The sequence below is a fragment of the Leclercia sp. GLN_9 genome (assembly GCF_043105735.1).
GTDB lineage: Bacteria > Pseudomonadota > Gammaproteobacteria > Enterobacterales > Enterobacteriaceae > Enterobacter > Enterobacter adecarboxylatus.
Window position 1 is genome coordinate 35,411 of the sequence record NZ_JBICLV010000023.1, and the last position, 14,898, is coordinate 50,308.

13 protein-coding genes and 4 tRNA genes are annotated in these 14,898 nt (G+C 56.5%); 6 read left to right on the forward strand and 11 right to left on the reverse strand.

Features of this window, described 5'->3' with window-relative positions; translation table 11 throughout:
• Nucleotides 1-3: 3 nt before the first annotated feature.
• Genes yigB through ACF8PE_RS16285 form a run of 5 tightly spaced genes read right to left on the reverse strand, consistent with a single transcriptional unit; the run spans nt 4 to nt 3,383 of the window.
• Nucleotides 4-720 carry a 5-amino-6-(5-phospho-D-ribitylamino)uracil phosphatase YigB gene (gene yigB / locus ACF8PE_RS16265; protein WP_163604397.1) on the reverse strand — a complete coding sequence of 239 codons (717 nt, stop codon included), beginning with the start codon at nt 718-720 and terminating at the stop codon, nt 4-6.
• Complete coding sequence (xerC, locus tag ACF8PE_RS16270; RefSeq protein WP_077227589.1) at nt 720-1,622, reverse strand: tyrosine recombinase XerC; 903 nt, start codon at nt 1,620-1,622, stop codon at nt 720-722. Before xerC ends, yigB begins: the two co-directional genes overlap by 1 nt.
• The gene (locus tag ACF8PE_RS16275; RefSeq protein WP_032615138.1) at nt 1,619-2,326 is read right to left on the reverse strand and encodes a DUF484 domain-containing protein; all 708 of its coding nucleotides are present in this window, start codon (nt 2,324-2,326) and stop codon (nt 1,619-1,621) included. Before ACF8PE_RS16275 ends, xerC begins: the two co-directional genes overlap by 4 nt.
• The gene (dapF, locus tag ACF8PE_RS16280; RefSeq protein ID WP_032615140.1) at nt 2,323-3,147 is read right to left on the reverse strand and encodes a diaminopimelate epimerase; all 825 of its coding nucleotides are present in this window, start codon (nt 3,145-3,147) and stop codon (nt 2,323-2,325) included. Before dapF ends, ACF8PE_RS16275 begins: the two co-directional genes overlap by 4 nt.
• A 32-nt stretch (nt 3,148-3,179) precedes the next feature.
• Entirely contained in the window at nt 3,180-3,383 is a 204-nt protein-coding gene (locus ACF8PE_RS16285; RefSeq protein ID WP_032615142.1) for a lipoprotein, read from the reverse strand.
• 138 nt (nt 3,384-3,521) lie between these two features.
• Between ACF8PE_RS16285 and cyaY the strand changes: the two genes are divergently transcribed.
• The gene (gene cyaY / locus ACF8PE_RS16290; protein WP_032615144.1) at nt 3,522-3,845 is read left to right on the forward strand and encodes an iron donor protein CyaY; all 324 of its coding nucleotides are present in this window, start codon (nt 3,522-3,524) and stop codon (nt 3,843-3,845) included.
• A gap of 131 nt (nt 3,846-3,976) precedes the next feature.
• Here the strand turns inward: cyaY and cyaA are convergent, their stop codons facing one another.
• The gene (gene cyaA, locus ACF8PE_RS16295) at nt 3,977-6,520 is read right to left on the reverse strand and encodes a class I adenylate cyclase (RefSeq protein ID WP_032615146.1); all 2,544 of its coding nucleotides are present in this window, start codon (nt 6,518-6,520) and stop codon (nt 3,977-3,979) included.
• Between the two features lie 344 nt (nt 6,521-6,864).
• Here cyaA and hemC point away from each other — a divergent pair, with 344 nt between their 5' ends.
• The 5 genes from hemC to ACF8PE_RS16320 all read left to right on the forward strand — a co-directional run bounded on the left by hemC (nt 6,865) and on the right by ACF8PE_RS16320 (nt 12,307).
• Complete coding sequence (gene hemC, locus ACF8PE_RS16300; RefSeq protein ID WP_151586702.1) at nt 6,865-7,806, forward strand: hydroxymethylbilane synthase; 942 nt, start codon at nt 6,865-6,867, stop codon at nt 7,804-7,806.
• Nucleotides 7,803-8,543, forward strand: a complete 741-nt coding sequence (gene hemD / locus ACF8PE_RS16305; RefSeq protein WP_032615150.1) for a uroporphyrinogen-III synthase — start codon at nt 7,803-7,805, stop codon at nt 8,541-8,543. Before hemC ends, hemD begins: the two co-directional genes overlap by 4 nt.
• A 21-nt stretch (nt 8,544-8,564) precedes the next feature.
• The gene (gene hemX, locus ACF8PE_RS16310) at nt 8,565-9,740 is read left to right on the forward strand and encodes a uroporphyrinogen-III C-methyltransferase (RefSeq protein ID WP_032615152.1); all 1,176 of its coding nucleotides are present in this window, start codon (nt 8,565-8,567) and stop codon (nt 9,738-9,740) included.
• A gap of 2 nt (nt 9,741-9,742) precedes the next feature.
• A complete protein-coding gene (hemY, locus tag ACF8PE_RS16315; protein ID WP_032615154.1) occupies nt 9,743-10,942 on the forward strand; it encodes a protoheme IX biogenesis protein HemY in 1,200 nt (399 codons plus the stop codon).
• Between the two features lie 159 nt (nt 10,943-11,101).
• The gene (locus tag ACF8PE_RS16320; RefSeq protein ID WP_200142916.1) at nt 11,102-12,307 is read left to right on the forward strand and encodes an MFS transporter; all 1,206 of its coding nucleotides are present in this window, start codon (nt 11,102-11,104) and stop codon (nt 12,305-12,307) included.
• A 621-nt stretch (nt 12,308-12,928) separates the two neighbouring features.
• On the opposite strand, the gene ACF8PE_RS16325 is transcribed toward ACF8PE_RS16320, so the two are convergent.
• The 5 genes from ACF8PE_RS16325 to ACF8PE_RS16345 form a co-directional block, all read right to left on the reverse strand.
• A tRNA-Pro gene (locus tag ACF8PE_RS16325) sits at nt 12,929-13,005 on the reverse strand.
• A gap of 43 nt (nt 13,006-13,048) precedes the next feature.
• Nucleotides 13,049-13,134: transfer RNA gene (locus ACF8PE_RS16330), tRNA-Leu, on the reverse strand.
• Between the two features lie 21 nt (nt 13,135-13,155).
• Nucleotides 13,156-13,231: transfer RNA gene (locus tag ACF8PE_RS16335), tRNA-His, on the reverse strand.
• A gap of 72 nt (nt 13,232-13,303) precedes the next feature.
• A tRNA-Arg gene (locus ACF8PE_RS16340) sits at nt 13,304-13,380 on the reverse strand.
• A 105-nt stretch (nt 13,381-13,485) separates the two neighbouring features.
• The gene (locus ACF8PE_RS16345; protein ID WP_163604391.1) at nt 13,486-14,868 is read right to left on the reverse strand and encodes an amino acid permease; all 1,383 of its coding nucleotides are present in this window, start codon (nt 14,866-14,868) and stop codon (nt 13,486-13,488) included.
• Between the last annotated feature and the right edge of the window lie 30 nt (nt 14,869-14,898).

The window sequence follows — 14,898 nt, forward strand, 5'->3', positions numbered from 1 at the left end:
TGATTATATCAGCGTGGTGAGGGATGCCAACCGTGAAATTTCGATGTGGGGCAGCAGGCGGCTGTCAGGGGTCTGCATCAGATCGGCATTTTCCGGCTTGATCCAGCAGGCCTGCATCCCGCAGCGGATCGCGCCTGCGACGTCGGTGGTCAGGTCATCGCCCACGTGCAGGATCTCTCCCAGCGGCAGACCGAGCTTCTCCGCCGCCAGATGATACATATCGTTGAACGGCTTGGAGCGTCCGTGCGGGCCTGCGCGCAGCACAAACTCGAAATAGTCACCCAGGCCGAACAGCTCCGGCTGGGCGTTGCCGTTGGTGATGGCCACCAGTGGCCACTTCTCTGCCAGTTTCGTCAGCGTGTCATGGGTCTCCTGGGGCACGTCGATACGGCTGCGCCATTGGGCAAAGTGGGCCATTGACGCTTCAGCGCCAAGCGCGGCTTCTGCGGCGGTCAGGCCGGCATTCAGCATCGCCTGCTCCACAGCACGACGACGCCACTCAGTTACGTCGTGATAGATTTCCGGCTCGGTTTGTCGTAACGCCTGGCGTAAACGGTGGAACTCTTTGTTTTCCAGCGTTTTTAACGCCGGATGGTAGTTTTGCACAAACGCCAGCGCTTCCTGCTCGGTACGCAGGATCACCTCGCGGTTGTCGTAAAGGGTGTCATCAAGGTCGAACGTCAGTGCAGAGATGTAACCTAATGGACGATAAAAACGCATTATTTCCCCCGTTTGGCGCGTGGATGCGCCGCGTCGTACACCGAGGCAAGGTGTTGAAAATCAAGATGGGTATAGATTTGGGTGGTGGACAAATTGGCGTGGCCCAGCAGCTCCTGCACCCCACGCAGATCGCCGCTGGATTCCAGCATATGGGTAGCGAATGAGTGGCGAAGTTTGTGCGGATGGACATGGCTGTTCAGCCCCTGCTTGATCCCCCACTCGGCAAAGCGTTTTTGCACGTTTCGCGCCGAGATTCGCTTCCCAAGCTTCGAGAGGAACAGGGCATCATCTTCGGTGCCAAACAGGCCGCGCAGATCGAGCCAGTGTTCTATCCATGCCACGGCGTTACGGCCAATAGGCAGGCGGCGCTCTTTGCTGCCTTTGCCCATCACCCAGACTTCGCCGGTATCCAGATCGAGATGTTTGATATCGAGGTTCACCAGCTCGGAAAGACGTAATCCCGCGCCGTACATCACCTCCAGCATCGCCCGATCGCGTACCGCCAGCGGATCGTTCAGATCGATATCCAGCAGGCGGTTAACGTCATCGACATCGATATTTTTTGGCAGGTGGCGCGGCGCTTTTGGCGCGGCGATGCCTTTAGCCGGGTTGGCATTCAGCTCACCCTGGCTCACCATCCAGTCGAAGAAGCTGCGCAGGGCAGACAGACGCAGCGCAAGGCTGGCAGGACCAAGCCCTTTACGGCGACTGCGCACGGCAAAGGCACGCACCGAGGCGGCATCACACTGCTGCCAGCTGGTCAGGCCCATCTCGTCAGCCAACTGCATGATGGCATCAAGCTGGCGCTGATAGTTGAGCAAGGTGATCGGGCTGAGCTGACGCTCAACGCCCAGATAGCGCAGAAAACGCGTAACGGCAGGGGCCAGCAGCGCATCGGTCATACGCGTTCAATCCAGCGTTCCAGCAGCTCGGGCAGCATCTGCGCGATCTCCTGGATCAGCTGCGTACCTTGTCCCTGCTGATAGTGCTGCGGATCGCGGCTGGTAAACAAGATCACCCCGAGATCGCCATCGCGTCCCATCAGCGACATTGCCACCGAACCAATCGCTTTGGCTTCCGGCAGGACAACCAGCAGTTCCGGGCCATTCAGCGGCCCAAGATAATGGTTCTCACACCCCATGCGCTGAATGCGCACCGGCTCAAAGGCCTGACGGTTCAACGCCAGATGGGTAAAGCCGGAAGGGGCGCCAATGCGCCAACGATCCGGGAACAGGCGCAGGGTTGCCCCGGCCAGACCCAGCTCGCGTGCCCAGCGATGCAAACGGAGCAGAAATTCGTCCAGGCTGCTGGCGGAGGCCAGTCGCGATTGCAGATGCAACAGGCGGTAGAACAGGCCTTCATTACTGGTAGCCTGCTCCATCAGCAGCGAAATGTTCTCTTCAAGGTGGTTGATATGATTGCGCGCGCGGGCCATATGCCATTCGACCAGCGAGACCGTTCCGCGCACGGGATGCGGTACGCGCATCTCTTCAACCACACGGGCATTGCGAATGAAAAACTCAGGATGGCGCAGCAGATAATCAACAACCGCCCGGTCGTCCATCTCCGTCAGCGTTTCCTGCAGTTCTTCTCCTGGTTGTTTCATAGATGGATAAACCCGTCGTAAACTTGTGTCGCCGGGCCAGTCATATAGAGCGGCTGACCCGGGCCTTTCCAGGCGATATCAAGACGGCCGCCTGGTAAATCCACGCGAACCTCTTCCGCCAGTAATCCCTGCGCAATCCCCACCGCGACGGCCGCACAGGCACCGCTGCCGCACGCCTGTGTTTCGCCCGCCCCGCGTTCAAAGACGCGCAGACGGATGTGATCGCGCGTGATGACCTGCATAAATCCAATATTGGCGCGCTCAGGAAAGCGTTCATGGCTTTCCAGCACCGGACCGAGCGTTTCAACGGGCGCGGTCGCGACATCATCAACCTGAATCACGCAGTGCGGGTTCCCCATCGAGACCACGCCGCACAAGACTGTCTGTTCTGCGACGCGCATGATATAGGTCTTTTCCGCTTTGTTGGCGCGGAACGGCACCTGCGACGGCTCGAAGTTCGGCTCGCCCATGTTGACCCGCACCAGTTCGTCGTCGGTGACGCTCAGCACCATCCGCCCATTGGCGGTGCTGACGCGAATATCGCGCTTGTTGGTCAGCCCTTTCAGCCGGACAAAGCGGGCAAAACAGCGCGCGCCGTTGCCACACTGGGAGACTTCACTGCCGTCAGCATTAAAAATGCGATAGTGAAAATCGAGATCGGGATCGTAAGGCGGTTCAACCACCAGCAGCTGATCAAAGCCTACGCCAAGGTGCCGATCGGCCAGACGGCGGATCAGCTCTGGCGAAAAGAAGACATTCTGCGTTACCGCGTCGACGACCATAAAATCATTGCCAAGGCCATGCATTTTAGAGAACTGCATCATTTACTCCATTGCGCGGTTCGCAACGCGCGTCAGTAGTTAACCTGGCTTGGGCCGCCATTGCCGCCGCGATCGTTACGATCTGGCATGGTGGTTTGCACAGGGCTATCCACTTTTTTGGTCGGTGGCGGCGCGGTTTTATCTGCTGGTGGGAAATAGAGCGGCCCTTTCAGACCACAGCCACTCAGGCTAAACAGTGCGAGGAGAACGGCAAGCGTTCCAAAAACGTTTTTCATTATCAGGTTGCCTGTAAGTTCATGCTTTCTGTTTCTATCATCGCAGGAGAAGGCGCAAAAGCAAGAGTTTGCCGCTAACCTGCAACCGGAATTATTTAGCGTTATACTGCCGCCATCACGAAAAACAGGAACAGAACCATGAATGACAGTGAATTCCATCGCCTTGCCGATAACCTGTGGCAAACCATCGAAGAACGTATTGACGACTGGGATGGCGACAGCGACATCGATTGTGAAATCAACGGCGGCGTGCTGACCTTAAGCTTCGAAAACGGCAGTAAAATTATTATTAACCGTCAGGAACCGCTGCACCAGGTGTGGCTGGCCACCAAACAGGGCGGCTACCATTTTGATCTGAAAGGCGACGAGTGGATTTGCGACCGCAGCGGCGAAGCATTCTGGGATCTGCTGGAGCAGGCAGCGACCGCACAGTCGGGCGAAGAGGTTAGCTTCCGCGGCTAATAACAAAAAGCGTCTCTTCAGGAGACGCTTTTTTGGATTTACCTCTTCTCCCTGTGGGAGAGGGTTGAGGCAAAGACACCAGGCCGAATAAGTAAAGCGCATCCGGCTCAGCGGCTCAGCGGCTCAGCGGCTCAGGAGAAATACTGCTGCAACAGCGGAGCGTTCGCATCCTGATTGGCCGGTGCAGCTGCAATCACCTGCGTGCGGAACGGGATCACCTGCGCACGGCCATCGACCTTCACAATCTGGTAGAACTGCGGCAGGTTGAAGTTAATAAAACTTGAGCCGTAGGTGAAGCGGTCGTGTGAGGACGAGTAGAAGCGGCTGACGTCGCGCACCAGCTCCTCTTTGCTGCCTTCACAGTGGTGATACACTTCGGCGCGGTTGGTTTCATCAAGGATATAGATATTGAAACCGGCATCGTCGCCCGACTCTTCAAAGAAGAACTGAATAATCCCTTCGCTGGCAAAACCATCCACCACCTGCGGCAGTTTGACGTGGTTAGTCTCAACCTGGACCGACAGGCCATGCAGTTTGTTGTGCGAAATGGCACCATAGAATTCGATAGCGTTTTCCAGCTTCTGCACTGAAACGTTCAGACGTTCAAAGAACAGACCCCAGGTTTGCCCGGAGACGCGCAGCGCTTTAAAGCGACCGGTTTCCTGACGGGTACTGGAGAGACGCAGGTCGATACATTCGGAGACCAGCTGCTGCACGCGGGTACGGATCAGGCCGCGCAGATGCTGGCTGTAGCAGAACACCTCGACGCTGTCCGGTGGCGCCGCATCCTGGTGCATCTTGCCGAGAATGGTTTTCAGCGCTTCGATCATCGCCTGCTCGCCGTTGAAGTGCAGGGTACGCACCTCATTCCACGAGTTGCGGTACAGCAGATCAACGCTGCCCACCAGGCAGTTTTGCTGCTCGCCAAAGCTGAACACGTCCAGCTTACGGAAATCAAAATGCACCACCTGATTGCGGAACGCCGCCGTCGGGTCGTATTCCAGGTTGACGATAATCGCCAGATGGCGAATTTCGCACGGACTGTAGAGCGCTTTTGGCGTCGGCGCAGGCAGACGCAGCGGGAAGTGGTGCGACACATCGGCCACCATTTCCTGCAGTTTAGCGAGATCGACAATCTCGTTGCCTTTAATAAACAGGCGGGTACGTGATGTCAGCAGACCGTTAAACCAGGCCCAGGCCACCAGCTTGTTCAGGTAGCGGTTATATTCCAGCGGCTGATGGCTGATGATCGAGTCCATGCTTGGCGCACGGTTATACAGATACCACCCGGTACGGTTCGCACGTCCCGGCGGCACATAGATAAAGGTCAGGTTCGGTTCAGACAGGTCTGGCGAAATCTGCGGGTTCACCAACGTCACTTTACCTGGCAGCGCTTCAAATGCAGCATATAGCTTACGGGTCAGAACACCGATATCCTGCGGGCTGGCGGAAACGCTGAGGTTATTACGACGGGCAAAACGGATCAGATTACGGTAGCTCTGCATCATGGCATCGAGCAGTTCATTGTGTGCTTCACGCACCTGGTCGATTTTCCAGTTGGCGCGGTTATCAAGCATCGACAGACGCTCTTCGTCCCATCCCCACTCTTTAACTAACTGGCTGACCACTTCACGACGCCAGCCGACGCATGCCCGTTCGCGGCTGAGCTTCTCACAGACTTTGAGATAGAAACATCGACGAACCAGATCCAGACGGGTCGGATCGTCAATGGCTTTCAGATATTCGGTAACGCGCTCAAGCATCATGCAGTAGGCATCAAGACCGAAAGAGACGATCTCGCCATCATGCAGACGCTGTTTGATGTCTTTCGCCAGCAGACGCGGCGTCGGGTATTCCCACGAATAGGCTTCAAGCAGCAGGGTTTTCAGCACTGCTTTGTACGGGGAATCGATACTTTTATACAGCTGCCACAGGCTTGCGCCGAAATACTCTTCAGCAGACAGCGAGCTTAAGCCGCCCAGATCCAGCCACTCGTTTGGCGTCAGGACGCCCTGGGCGTAGAGCTTCATGACGTAATCGTCGTAATGCTCTTCTTCGTCGCACGGCACCATACTCCAGAGAATACGTTTCCCGGCCAGGCGTACGGCGGTACGGTAGAACTCATCCAGCAATAAGATGTGCTGTGTCGAGCCGCAGTCTTCACCACCCAGACTGCCGCTTTCGTTATGGCGGAAACGGTTTTCATCAATCAGGAAGAAGCTTACTTCCACACCGAGCGATGCTGCCCAGCTCTCCAGCAGGCTGCATTTACGCTGCAACAGCTGGCGCTCGTCATTATCGAGCCAGGATTGATGGCAGACCCAGATATCCAGATCCGAAGAACAGCTTTGTCCTACTGAAGAGGTGCTGCCCATGGTGTAGACGCCGGTGATAGGCAGTTCCCCTTTTGGGGACTCCTGCGGCGGCATGCCACGGTAGAGCTCCAGCTCTTTAAGGTAGTGTTCTTGGGTTTCATCAGGCGTGAAAAGGCAGATGCCCTTGGGAACGTTACCGTCGAGGTAACCCGGCATCAGTGGGTGGTGATAGTGCAACAATGTCGGCAGAAGACTGTAAACCTGCTGGAAAGCAGGACCCATTGCAGCAAGCGCGCGATCGACACGCAGTTGGTTGATGGCATCCAGTCTCTGTTTCAGAGTCTCAATATAGAGGTACAAGACGTATCGCCTGATGTTCAGAAAGCGCTAATCTTCAACAAGACCGAGGATTACGCGTTCACAGTATTTCGAAAGTAACCGTCACCCTTTTTCGCCCTTATCTTTATGGTCTCGGAGACGAAAAAATGGTCTAAAACGTGATCAATTTAACACCTTGCCGATTGACCGTAAAGAAAGATGCGCTACATACAAGTGTAGCACCCTTCCGTACGTGTAAATTCCTGAATACGGCAGAAGGCAACGTCTATGGCTGCCCTGTCCTGAACCCCTCAACGTCCGTAAACCTGACAGTCCCAAGACAACAATGTTAGGATGGTCAGTAGATGATTAAGACGGTAACAAGCATGTTAGACAATGTTTTAAGAATTGCCACACGCCAAAGCCCCCTTGCGCTATGGCAGGCACATTATGTTAAGCAGCGCCTCGAAGCCTGCCATGCTGACCTGCGTGTTGAGCTGGTGCCTATGGTCACGCGTGGCGATGTCATTCTTGATACCCCGCTGGCGAAAGTGGGCGGTAAAGGCCTGTTCGTGAAAGAACTCGAGCTGGCACTGCTTGAGGGGCGCGCCGATATCGCGGTTCACTCCATGAAAGACGTCCCGGTCGATTTTCCGCAGGGATTGGGCCTGGTGACCATTTGCGAGCGCGAAGATCCGCGCGACGCCTTTGTTTCAAACCGCTATGACTCACTGGATGCCCTGCCACAGGGCAGCATTGTTGGCACGTCAAGTTTACGCCGCCAGTGCCAACTGGCCGAGTCCCGCCCGGATCTGGTTATCCGCTCGCTGCGCGGTAACGTCGGCACCCGTCTCGGCAAGCTGGATAACGGTGAGTACGACGCCATCATTCTGGCAGTTGCCGGCCTGAAACGCCTGGATCTGGAATCGCGCATTAAGGTGGCCTTATCCCCGGAGCAGTCTCTCCCGGCCGTAGGCCAGGGCGCGGTGGGCATTGAGTGTCGACTCGACGATCAACGCACTCATGCGCTGCTGGCACCGCTCAATCATGATGAGACCGCGATTCGCGTCAAGGCGGAGCGCGCCATGAATACCCGCCTGGAAGGGGGATGTCAGGTGCCGATTGGCAGCTATGCTGAATTAAAAGATGGCGAACTGTGGTTGCGTGCCCTCGTTGGCGCGCCGGACGGTTCGCAAATGGTGCGCGGCGAACGCCGTGGTAACCCTCAGGATGCAGAACAGCTGGGTATTTCGCTGGCAGAAGAGCTGCTGAATAACGGTGCCCGTGAAATTCTCGCGGACGTCTATAATGGAGAACCCCCGGCATGAGTATTCTCGTCACCCGCCCTTCTCCCGCAGGAGATCAGTTAGTGAGCCGTCTGCGCACACTGGGGCAGGTGGCGTGGAGCTTTCCGCTGATTGAGTTTTCCCCGGGTCGGGAGCTTCCCCTGCTCACCAGCCATCTTGCCGCACTGCAGGCCGGTGACATGCTGTTTGCCCTGTCGCAGCATGCGGTGGAGTTTGCCCACGCCCGGCTGCAACAGGAAGGCCAGCGCTGGCCGGATGCGCCAGGCTATTTTGCCATCGGCAGAACCACCGCCCTGGCGCTGCATACTGAAAGTGGTAAAGACATTCGCTATCCACTGGATCGGGAAATCAGCGAAGTGTTGCTACAATTACCTGAATTACAAAACGTTGTGGGGAAGCGCGCCCTGATTTTGCGCGGCAACGGTGGACGAGAACTGCTGGGCGACACGCTGCGTGAACGCGGAGCAGAAGTGACATTTTGTGAATGTTATCAACGTTGTAATAAACACTATGACGGTGCGGAAGAGGCGATGCGCTGGCAGTCTCGCGGCGTCACCACCCTGGTGGTGACCAGCGGCGAAATGCTGCAACACCTCTGGTCGCTGATCCCACAATGGTATCGTGAAAACTGGTTACTCCGCTGTCGGCTTCTGGTCGTCAGTGAGCGTCTGGCGAACCTCGCCCGGGAACTGGGCTGGCAAGATATTCGGATCGCTGATAACGCCGACAACGATGCGCTGCTGCGCGCATTACAATAACTCTCATAATGGGAAGCCATAATGACGGAACACGAAAAATCCTCCGCCGTGGTTGAAGAGACCAACGAGACTGTGGACACCACGCCACAGCCAGAAACGACAGAGAAAAAACATGGCAGCAATAAAACCAGTCTGGCGTTAAGCGCGATTGCTATCGCCATTGCGCTGGCCGCAGGCATCGGCCTGTACGGTCTGGTGAAAAAACAAGCCACTAACCAGACCGCCACCAGCGATGCGCTGGTTACTCAGGTTACCGCTCTGCAGCAGGCACAGCAGACGCAGAAAGCCGAGCTGGATGCGGTGATCAAACAGCAGGCAGCCCAACTGGCCGACGCGAACCGTCAGCAGGCTGAACTGACGAAGCAACTGGATGAGATGCAGCAAAAAGTGGCGACCATCTCCGGCACCGATGCCAAAACCTGGCTGCTGGCGCAGGCTGATTTCCTGGTCAAACTGGCTGGACGTAAGCTGTGGAGCGATCAGGACGTCACCACCGCCGCCGCGCTGCTGAAAAGCGCCGACGCCAGCCTGGGCGACATGAACGACCCGAGCCTGATCACTGCCCGTCGCGCCCTTACCGAAGATATCGCCAGCCTGGCGACCGTCTCGCAGGTGGATTACGACGGCATCATTCTGAAAGTGAACCAGCTGTCGAACCAGATCGACAACCTGCGTCTGGCAGACAATAACGACGACGACTCCCCGATGGATTCCGACAGCGGCGAACTCTCCAGCTCGCTGAGCGAGTGGCGCATCAACCTGCAAAAAAGCTGGCAGAACTTTATGGACAGCTTTATCACCGTCCGCCGCCGCGATGAGACCGCCGTGCCTCTGTTAGCCCCGAATCAGGACGTCTATCTGCGTGAAAACCTGCGTTCACGTCTGCTGGTGGCCGCCCAGGCGGTTCCTCGCCATCAGGAAGAGACCTATAAGCAGGCGCTGGATAACGTCTCAACCTGGGTGCGCGCGTACTATGATACCGACGATGCCACCACCACGGCCTTCCTCGAAGATGTGGACAAGCTGAGCCAACAGAACATCACCATGAACGTCCCGGATAAGCTGGCGAGCCAGCCGATTCTGGAGAAGCTGATGCAGACGCGCGTGCGCAACCTGCTGGCACAGCCTGGCGTGGCCGCAGAGCAAGAAGCCCCCGCTTCCGCTCCGGCTCCTGACAGCGCGCCGCAAGGAGAGTAATTATGTTAAAAGTCTTATTACTCTTCGCACTGTTGATCGCCGGGATCGTGCTCGGTCCTATGCTGGCTGGTCATCAGGGTTACGTGCTGATCCAGACCGATAACTACAATATCGAAACCAGCGTGACCGGACTGGTGATCATTCTGATCCTGGCGATGGTGGCGTTTCTGGCGATCGAATGGATCCTGCGCCGCATCTTCCGTACCGGAGCGCATACCCGTAGCTGGTTCGTTGGCCGTAAGCGCCGCCGCGCCCGCAAGCAGACCGAACAGGCGCTGCTCAAACTGGCCGAAGGCGACTATCAGCAGGTTGAGAAGCTGATGTCGAAGAACGCCGATCACGCGGAACAGCCGGTGGTCAATTACCTGCTGGCTGCCGAAGCCGCCCAGCAGCGCGGCGACGAAGTGCGGGCCAATCAGCATCTGGAGCGCGCCTCCGAACTGGCCGAAAACGACCCGATCCCGGTGGAGATCACCCGGGTGCGCCTGCAGCTGGCGCGTAACGAAAATCATGCCGCCCGACACGGCGTCGATCGTCTGCTGGAGATCGCCCCGCGTCATCCTGAGGTACTGCGTCTGGCAGAGCAGGCTTATATCCGCACCGGCGCCTGGGGTTCGCTGCTGGACATCATCCCGTCGATGGCAAAAGCTGACGTGGGTGACGATGAACAGCGCGACAACCTGCAACGTCAGGCCTGGATCGGTCTTATGGACCAGGCGCGTGCCGATCAGGGCAGCGATGGCCTGAAGACCTGGTGGAAAAATCAGAGCCGCAAAACGCGCCAGCAGGTGCCGCTGCAGGTGGCAATGGCGGAGCACCTCATTGAGTGTGACGATCACGATACCGCGCAGAGCATTATCGTTGATGGCCTGAAGCGTCAGTATGACGATCGGCTGGTGATGGTGATCCCGCGTCTGAAAACCAATAACCCGGAGCAGATCGAGAAAATGCTTCGCCAGCAGATCAAAACCGTGGGCGATCGACCGTTGCTGTGGAGCACCCTTGGTCAGTCGCTGGCAAAACATGGCGAATGGAAAGAGGCTAGCCTCGCCTTCCGCGCGGCGTTAAAACAGCGCCCGGATGCTTTCGACTACGCCTGGCTGGCGGATACGCTGGACAAGCTGCATTTGCCAGAGGAAGCCGCCGCGATGCGTCGCGATGGCCTACTGCTGACGTTGCAGAACAATCCCCCGCAGCAATAATTTTACAGGAGGCCTGACGGCCTCCTTTTTTATTTGCTACATTCTTTGCATCATCTTCATGAGACCGCCTTCACCAATGTAACGACCTCCTTTCATTAAACATTTTTCCTGCACACGCCTTTGCGGCGTGGACTCAACTGTTTTTGAAAGGATCGTTTCATGAACACGCTTTTATCTGCGCTTTTTCGCGCGCTCCGCAGCCATCGCTGGCTGCGTCTGCTGGCCTGCGCTTTTCTGTTTACCTCTGTGGGGAATGGCTTAACCCAGGTGATGGTCTTTGGCCTGCTGCTGGACTGGCATGCCCCTGCCTCGTTACTGACTCTGGCATACCTGTTTGCCACGCTACCCGGATTTCTGGGCAGCCTCGTCGGGGAGAAGCTCTGTATGCGCTTTTCGCCCATCCGCCTGCTGATCCTCACCGAGTGGCTGGGTCTGCTCGCCCTGCTGTTTCCTCTGCTTGGCATTCAGTTTCACAGCATGGTGGCGCTGCTGGCGGTGCAGTCCACCGAGGCCTTCCTGGCTGGCATGAGCTGGCCCGCGTTGACTCTGCTATTCCGGCAAGGATTGTCGGAATCCGAGCTGCCTGCAGCAACATGCCTGGAGACGGTGATTTTTGCTTCGCAGGTGCTGCTGGGGACCGGGCTGGGTATGGTGCTGTTCCATCATCTGCCTGCCCTGGCACTGTTGGGAATTGATGCGCTCACGTTTATTGGCTCTCTGGTGATGCTGATCCTCGCTGGCAACGCCTTGTCCTCCCTGGCGCCAGAGCAGGCAGCGGAAACCGACAGACCAATGGCGGTGCGCTGGCAGGCGCTGGCCCCGCGGCAAAAACGCAGCCTGTTATTACTCCCCGTTCTGGCGGCCGTCGGTTCGCCCGCTATGGCGCTGCTGCCTGCCCTGGCGCAGCACATCGAACCGGATGATGCCGCCGGGCTGGCCCTGCCACTGCTCTTTGCCCGCAGCATGGGACAGCTGTGCGGCCCGCTGCTGCTGAACAGAGAGAGTTTGTCCCGCTACGCCGGGCAAAATCGCCTACTGCTGACCTGCCTCGGCCTCTTTCTCCTCGCCTACGGAACAATCCCGCTGCTATCGGTGACGCTGGCGCTGGGGATGGTGTTCATCGCCCATCTGGCCTCGAACATCGTTTTTGCGGCAGGCACATTTAGCCTGTTAAGCAGCTTTCAGGCCAGCCAGGGCTCCTCTGCCAGCGGCAAAGCATGGCGATGGCAAACCGCCAGCGCATCACTTTTTACCTGCATCACGGCACTGGTCGCTGACGTGCTGGGGCCGCTACAGGCACTGTATGGCGTCTCGGGCTGTGCGCTGCTGATGGTGGTGGGGATCCTGACGCGCTACTGCAAATAAGGCATAAAAAAACGCCTGCTAAAAAGCAGGCGTTAAACAGGTCTGTTCGACAACTTGTGGTGCTTCACTCAACGTTGTGCCCATGGTGTTTGATGAGGCCGAAGCGACATCTGTCAGTGGACGATAAGCACCGTAAATGGCTCTGCATCATTCCGGGGTTTATGAGGCCCTAAAGCGAACATAAGAGATGGAATGAGCATCTACACGTATATTATTGCATGCAACATGCCAAAGTTGCACAGGGAAGTTGTCCGATCTCCAACTTTTTAAGATAAAAGGAAATTATGGCATTCGGTCAGGCATTAGGCGGCAAAATGGCTCAGGATGGCGGGCAAAGTGTCTCCTGAGAACGACATCGCGGCATGTAAATGGATATATATTTATTTATCAATAACTTAAGTGTCCCTTATTCGCGACAGATTGGAGTGTGACTGTCGGCAATAAGCAACAGCAACAAGAACAGTAGCACGTACAGAAACAAAAACAGGAACATGGATAGGAGCAGAAGCAGAAGCAGAAGCAGAAGCAGAAGCAGAAGCAGAAGCAGGAGCAGGAGCAGGAGCAGGAGCAGAATCAGGAATAGCAGAAAACAAAAAACCCCGCCGAAGCGGGGTTCAAAATTGGTCGGCGAGAGAGGATTCGAACCTCCGACCCACTGGTCCCAAACCAGTTGCGCTACCAAGCTGCGCTACTCGCCGTTGTACTGCTTTTTGAATTTTTAGTTCAATTCATTAAAAGTCGTGGTGCGAGGGGGGGGACTCGAACCCCCACATCCTAAGGACACTAACACCTGAAGCTAGCGCGTCTACCAATTCCGCCACCTTCGCAATTCACAACTCTTTAAATAATGGGGTGGCTAATGGGATTCGAACCCACGACAACTGGAATCACAATCCAGGGCTCTACCAACTGAGCTATAGCCACCACGACTTAATTCTTTACTTCCACGCGGTTCTGCCTACTTAACAGACCACCGCAGCTCCAGCACCGGGTAAATGGTGCGCCCGACAGGATTCGAACCTGAGACCTCTGCCTCCGGAGGGCAGCGCTCTATCCAGCTGAGCTACGGGCGCTTAGCGCCGTTGCGGGGCTGGATATTACGGAGGTCTCGCTCTGCTGTCTAGTGCTTTTTTAAAATAAATGCGCGTTTGATTACAGTTTGCGCATTTTGCCGCATATTACTGCGTTTTTGTCCTTTCGACGTGTCGACCCAGGCCAAAAAGCTTATATCCCAGGCTCACGGCAGCGATAAATATCATCCCGACATACAGTGACATGCGGGTATCTTCGTTGAAGTACATGCCGACCAGGACGCAGATCAGGAATGCCATCGTCAGATAGTTCGCCCACGGGAACAGAATGGAGCGGAACGGATGGCTGGCGATCGCTTTTTTATGTGCCTGACGGAAGCGCAGCTGGCTAATCAGAATCACAAACCATGGCACCATACCTGGCAGAACGCTGGCGCTGTACACATAGACAAAGACACGCTGCGGGTTCGGAATGATGTAGTTCAGGCAGGAACCCACCAGCAGAATGGCAATCGAGATAGCCACACCCGCCACTGGCACACCGGCGCGGGAGACTTTCCCCACCACCGCAGGAAGCTGACGGTTCTTCGCCAGGGCATAAAGCATACGCCCGCAGCTGTACATGCCGCTGTTACAGCCGGACAGCGCCGCCGTCAGTACCACAAAGTTGATAATGCCTGCCGCCGCGGTAATACCGATTTTGGCAAAGGTCAGCACAAACGGGCTGCCGGTGGTGCCAATCTCATTCCACGGGAAGATGGTGACAATGACAAAAATCGCGCCCACGTAGAAAATCAGAATACGCCACAGCACTTTGCCAACCGCGCTACGCAGGGTCACCTGCGGGTTTTTGGCTTCGCCTGCGGTGATACCGATAAGCTCCACACCCTGATAGGACGCCACCACGATACAGAGCGCCGTCAGGAAGCCCTTCCAGCCACCAGCAAAGAACCCGCCGTGCTCGGTCAGGTTACTAAAGCCAATCGCCTGCCCACCGTTGCCCAGGCCAAAGAAGATGACCCCTACCCCGATAACGATCATCACAATGATGGTGGTGACTTTAATCATCGCGAACCAGAATTCGATTTCGCCGTACAGACGCACAGCCGCGAGGTTAGCCAGCGCCACCAGCCCCACGGCGATCAGGGCGGGTATCCATTGCGCCATCTCCGGGAACCAGAACTGCACGTAGACCCCGATAGCGGTGATCTCCGATATCCCTACCGCCATCCACATAAACCAGTACGACCAGGCCGTGAGATAGCCAAAGAATGGACTCATATAGCGGTGCGCGTAGACGGCGAATGAACCGGCAACCGGTTCAAGGAACAGCATTTCGCCCATTGAGCGCATGATAAAGAAGACGAACAGTCCGGCGACAATATATGCCAGCAGAACCGACGGCCCTGCCCATTTCAGCGTACTGGCAGACCCCATAAACAGGCCCACACCAATCGTCCCGCCCAGGGCGATAAGTTCTATATGACGAGCTTCCAGTCCACGCTGAAGCTCCGGTTTTTTCTCTGCCATAAATCCTCGGTTGTGCTTGCGACTCTCCCG

Bases quoted from the DNA above. Each gene is read 5' to 3' on its own strand.
- yigB (WP_163604397.1), bottom strand. From the start codon at position 720: ATGCGTTTTTATCGTCCATTAGGTTACATCTCTGCACTGACGTTCGAC.
- ACF8PE_RS16285 (WP_032615142.1), bottom strand. From the start codon at position 3,383: ATGAAAAACGTTTTTGGAACGCTTGCCGTTCTCCTCGCACTGTTTAGC.
- ACF8PE_RS16320 (WP_200142916.1), top strand. From the start codon at position 11,102: ATGAACACGCTTTTATCTGCGCTTTTTCGCGCGCTCCGCAGCCATCGC.
- ACF8PE_RS16345 (WP_163604391.1), bottom strand. From the start codon at position 14,868: ATGGCAGAGAAAAAACCGGAGCTTCAGCGTGGACTGGAAGCTCGTCAT.
- hemD (WP_032615150.1), top strand. From the start codon at position 7,803: ATGAGTATTCTCGTCACCCGCCCTTCTCCCGCAGGAGATCAGTTAGTG.
- cyaY (WP_032615144.1), top strand. From the start codon at position 3,522: ATGAATGACAGTGAATTCCATCGCCTTGCCGATAACCTGTGGCAAACC.
- hemX (WP_032615152.1), top strand. From the start codon at position 8,565: ATGACGGAACACGAAAAATCCTCCGCCGTGGTTGAAGAGACCAACGAG.
- xerC (WP_077227589.1), bottom strand. From the start codon at position 1,622: ATGACCGATGCGCTGCTGGCCCCTGCCGTTACGCGTTTTCTGCGCTAT.
- ACF8PE_RS16275 (WP_032615138.1), bottom strand. From the start codon at position 2,326: ATGAAACAACCAGGAGAAGAACTGCAGGAAACGCTGACGGAGATGGAC.
- hemC (WP_151586702.1), top strand. From the start codon at position 6,865: ATGTTAGACAATGTTTTAAGAATTGCCACACGCCAAAGCCCCCTTGCG.
- hemY (WP_032615154.1), top strand. From the start codon at position 9,743: ATGTTAAAAGTCTTATTACTCTTCGCACTGTTGATCGCCGGGATCGTG.
- dapF (WP_032615140.1), bottom strand. From the start codon at position 3,147: ATGCAGTTCTCTAAAATGCATGGCCTTGGCAATGATTTTATGGTCGTC.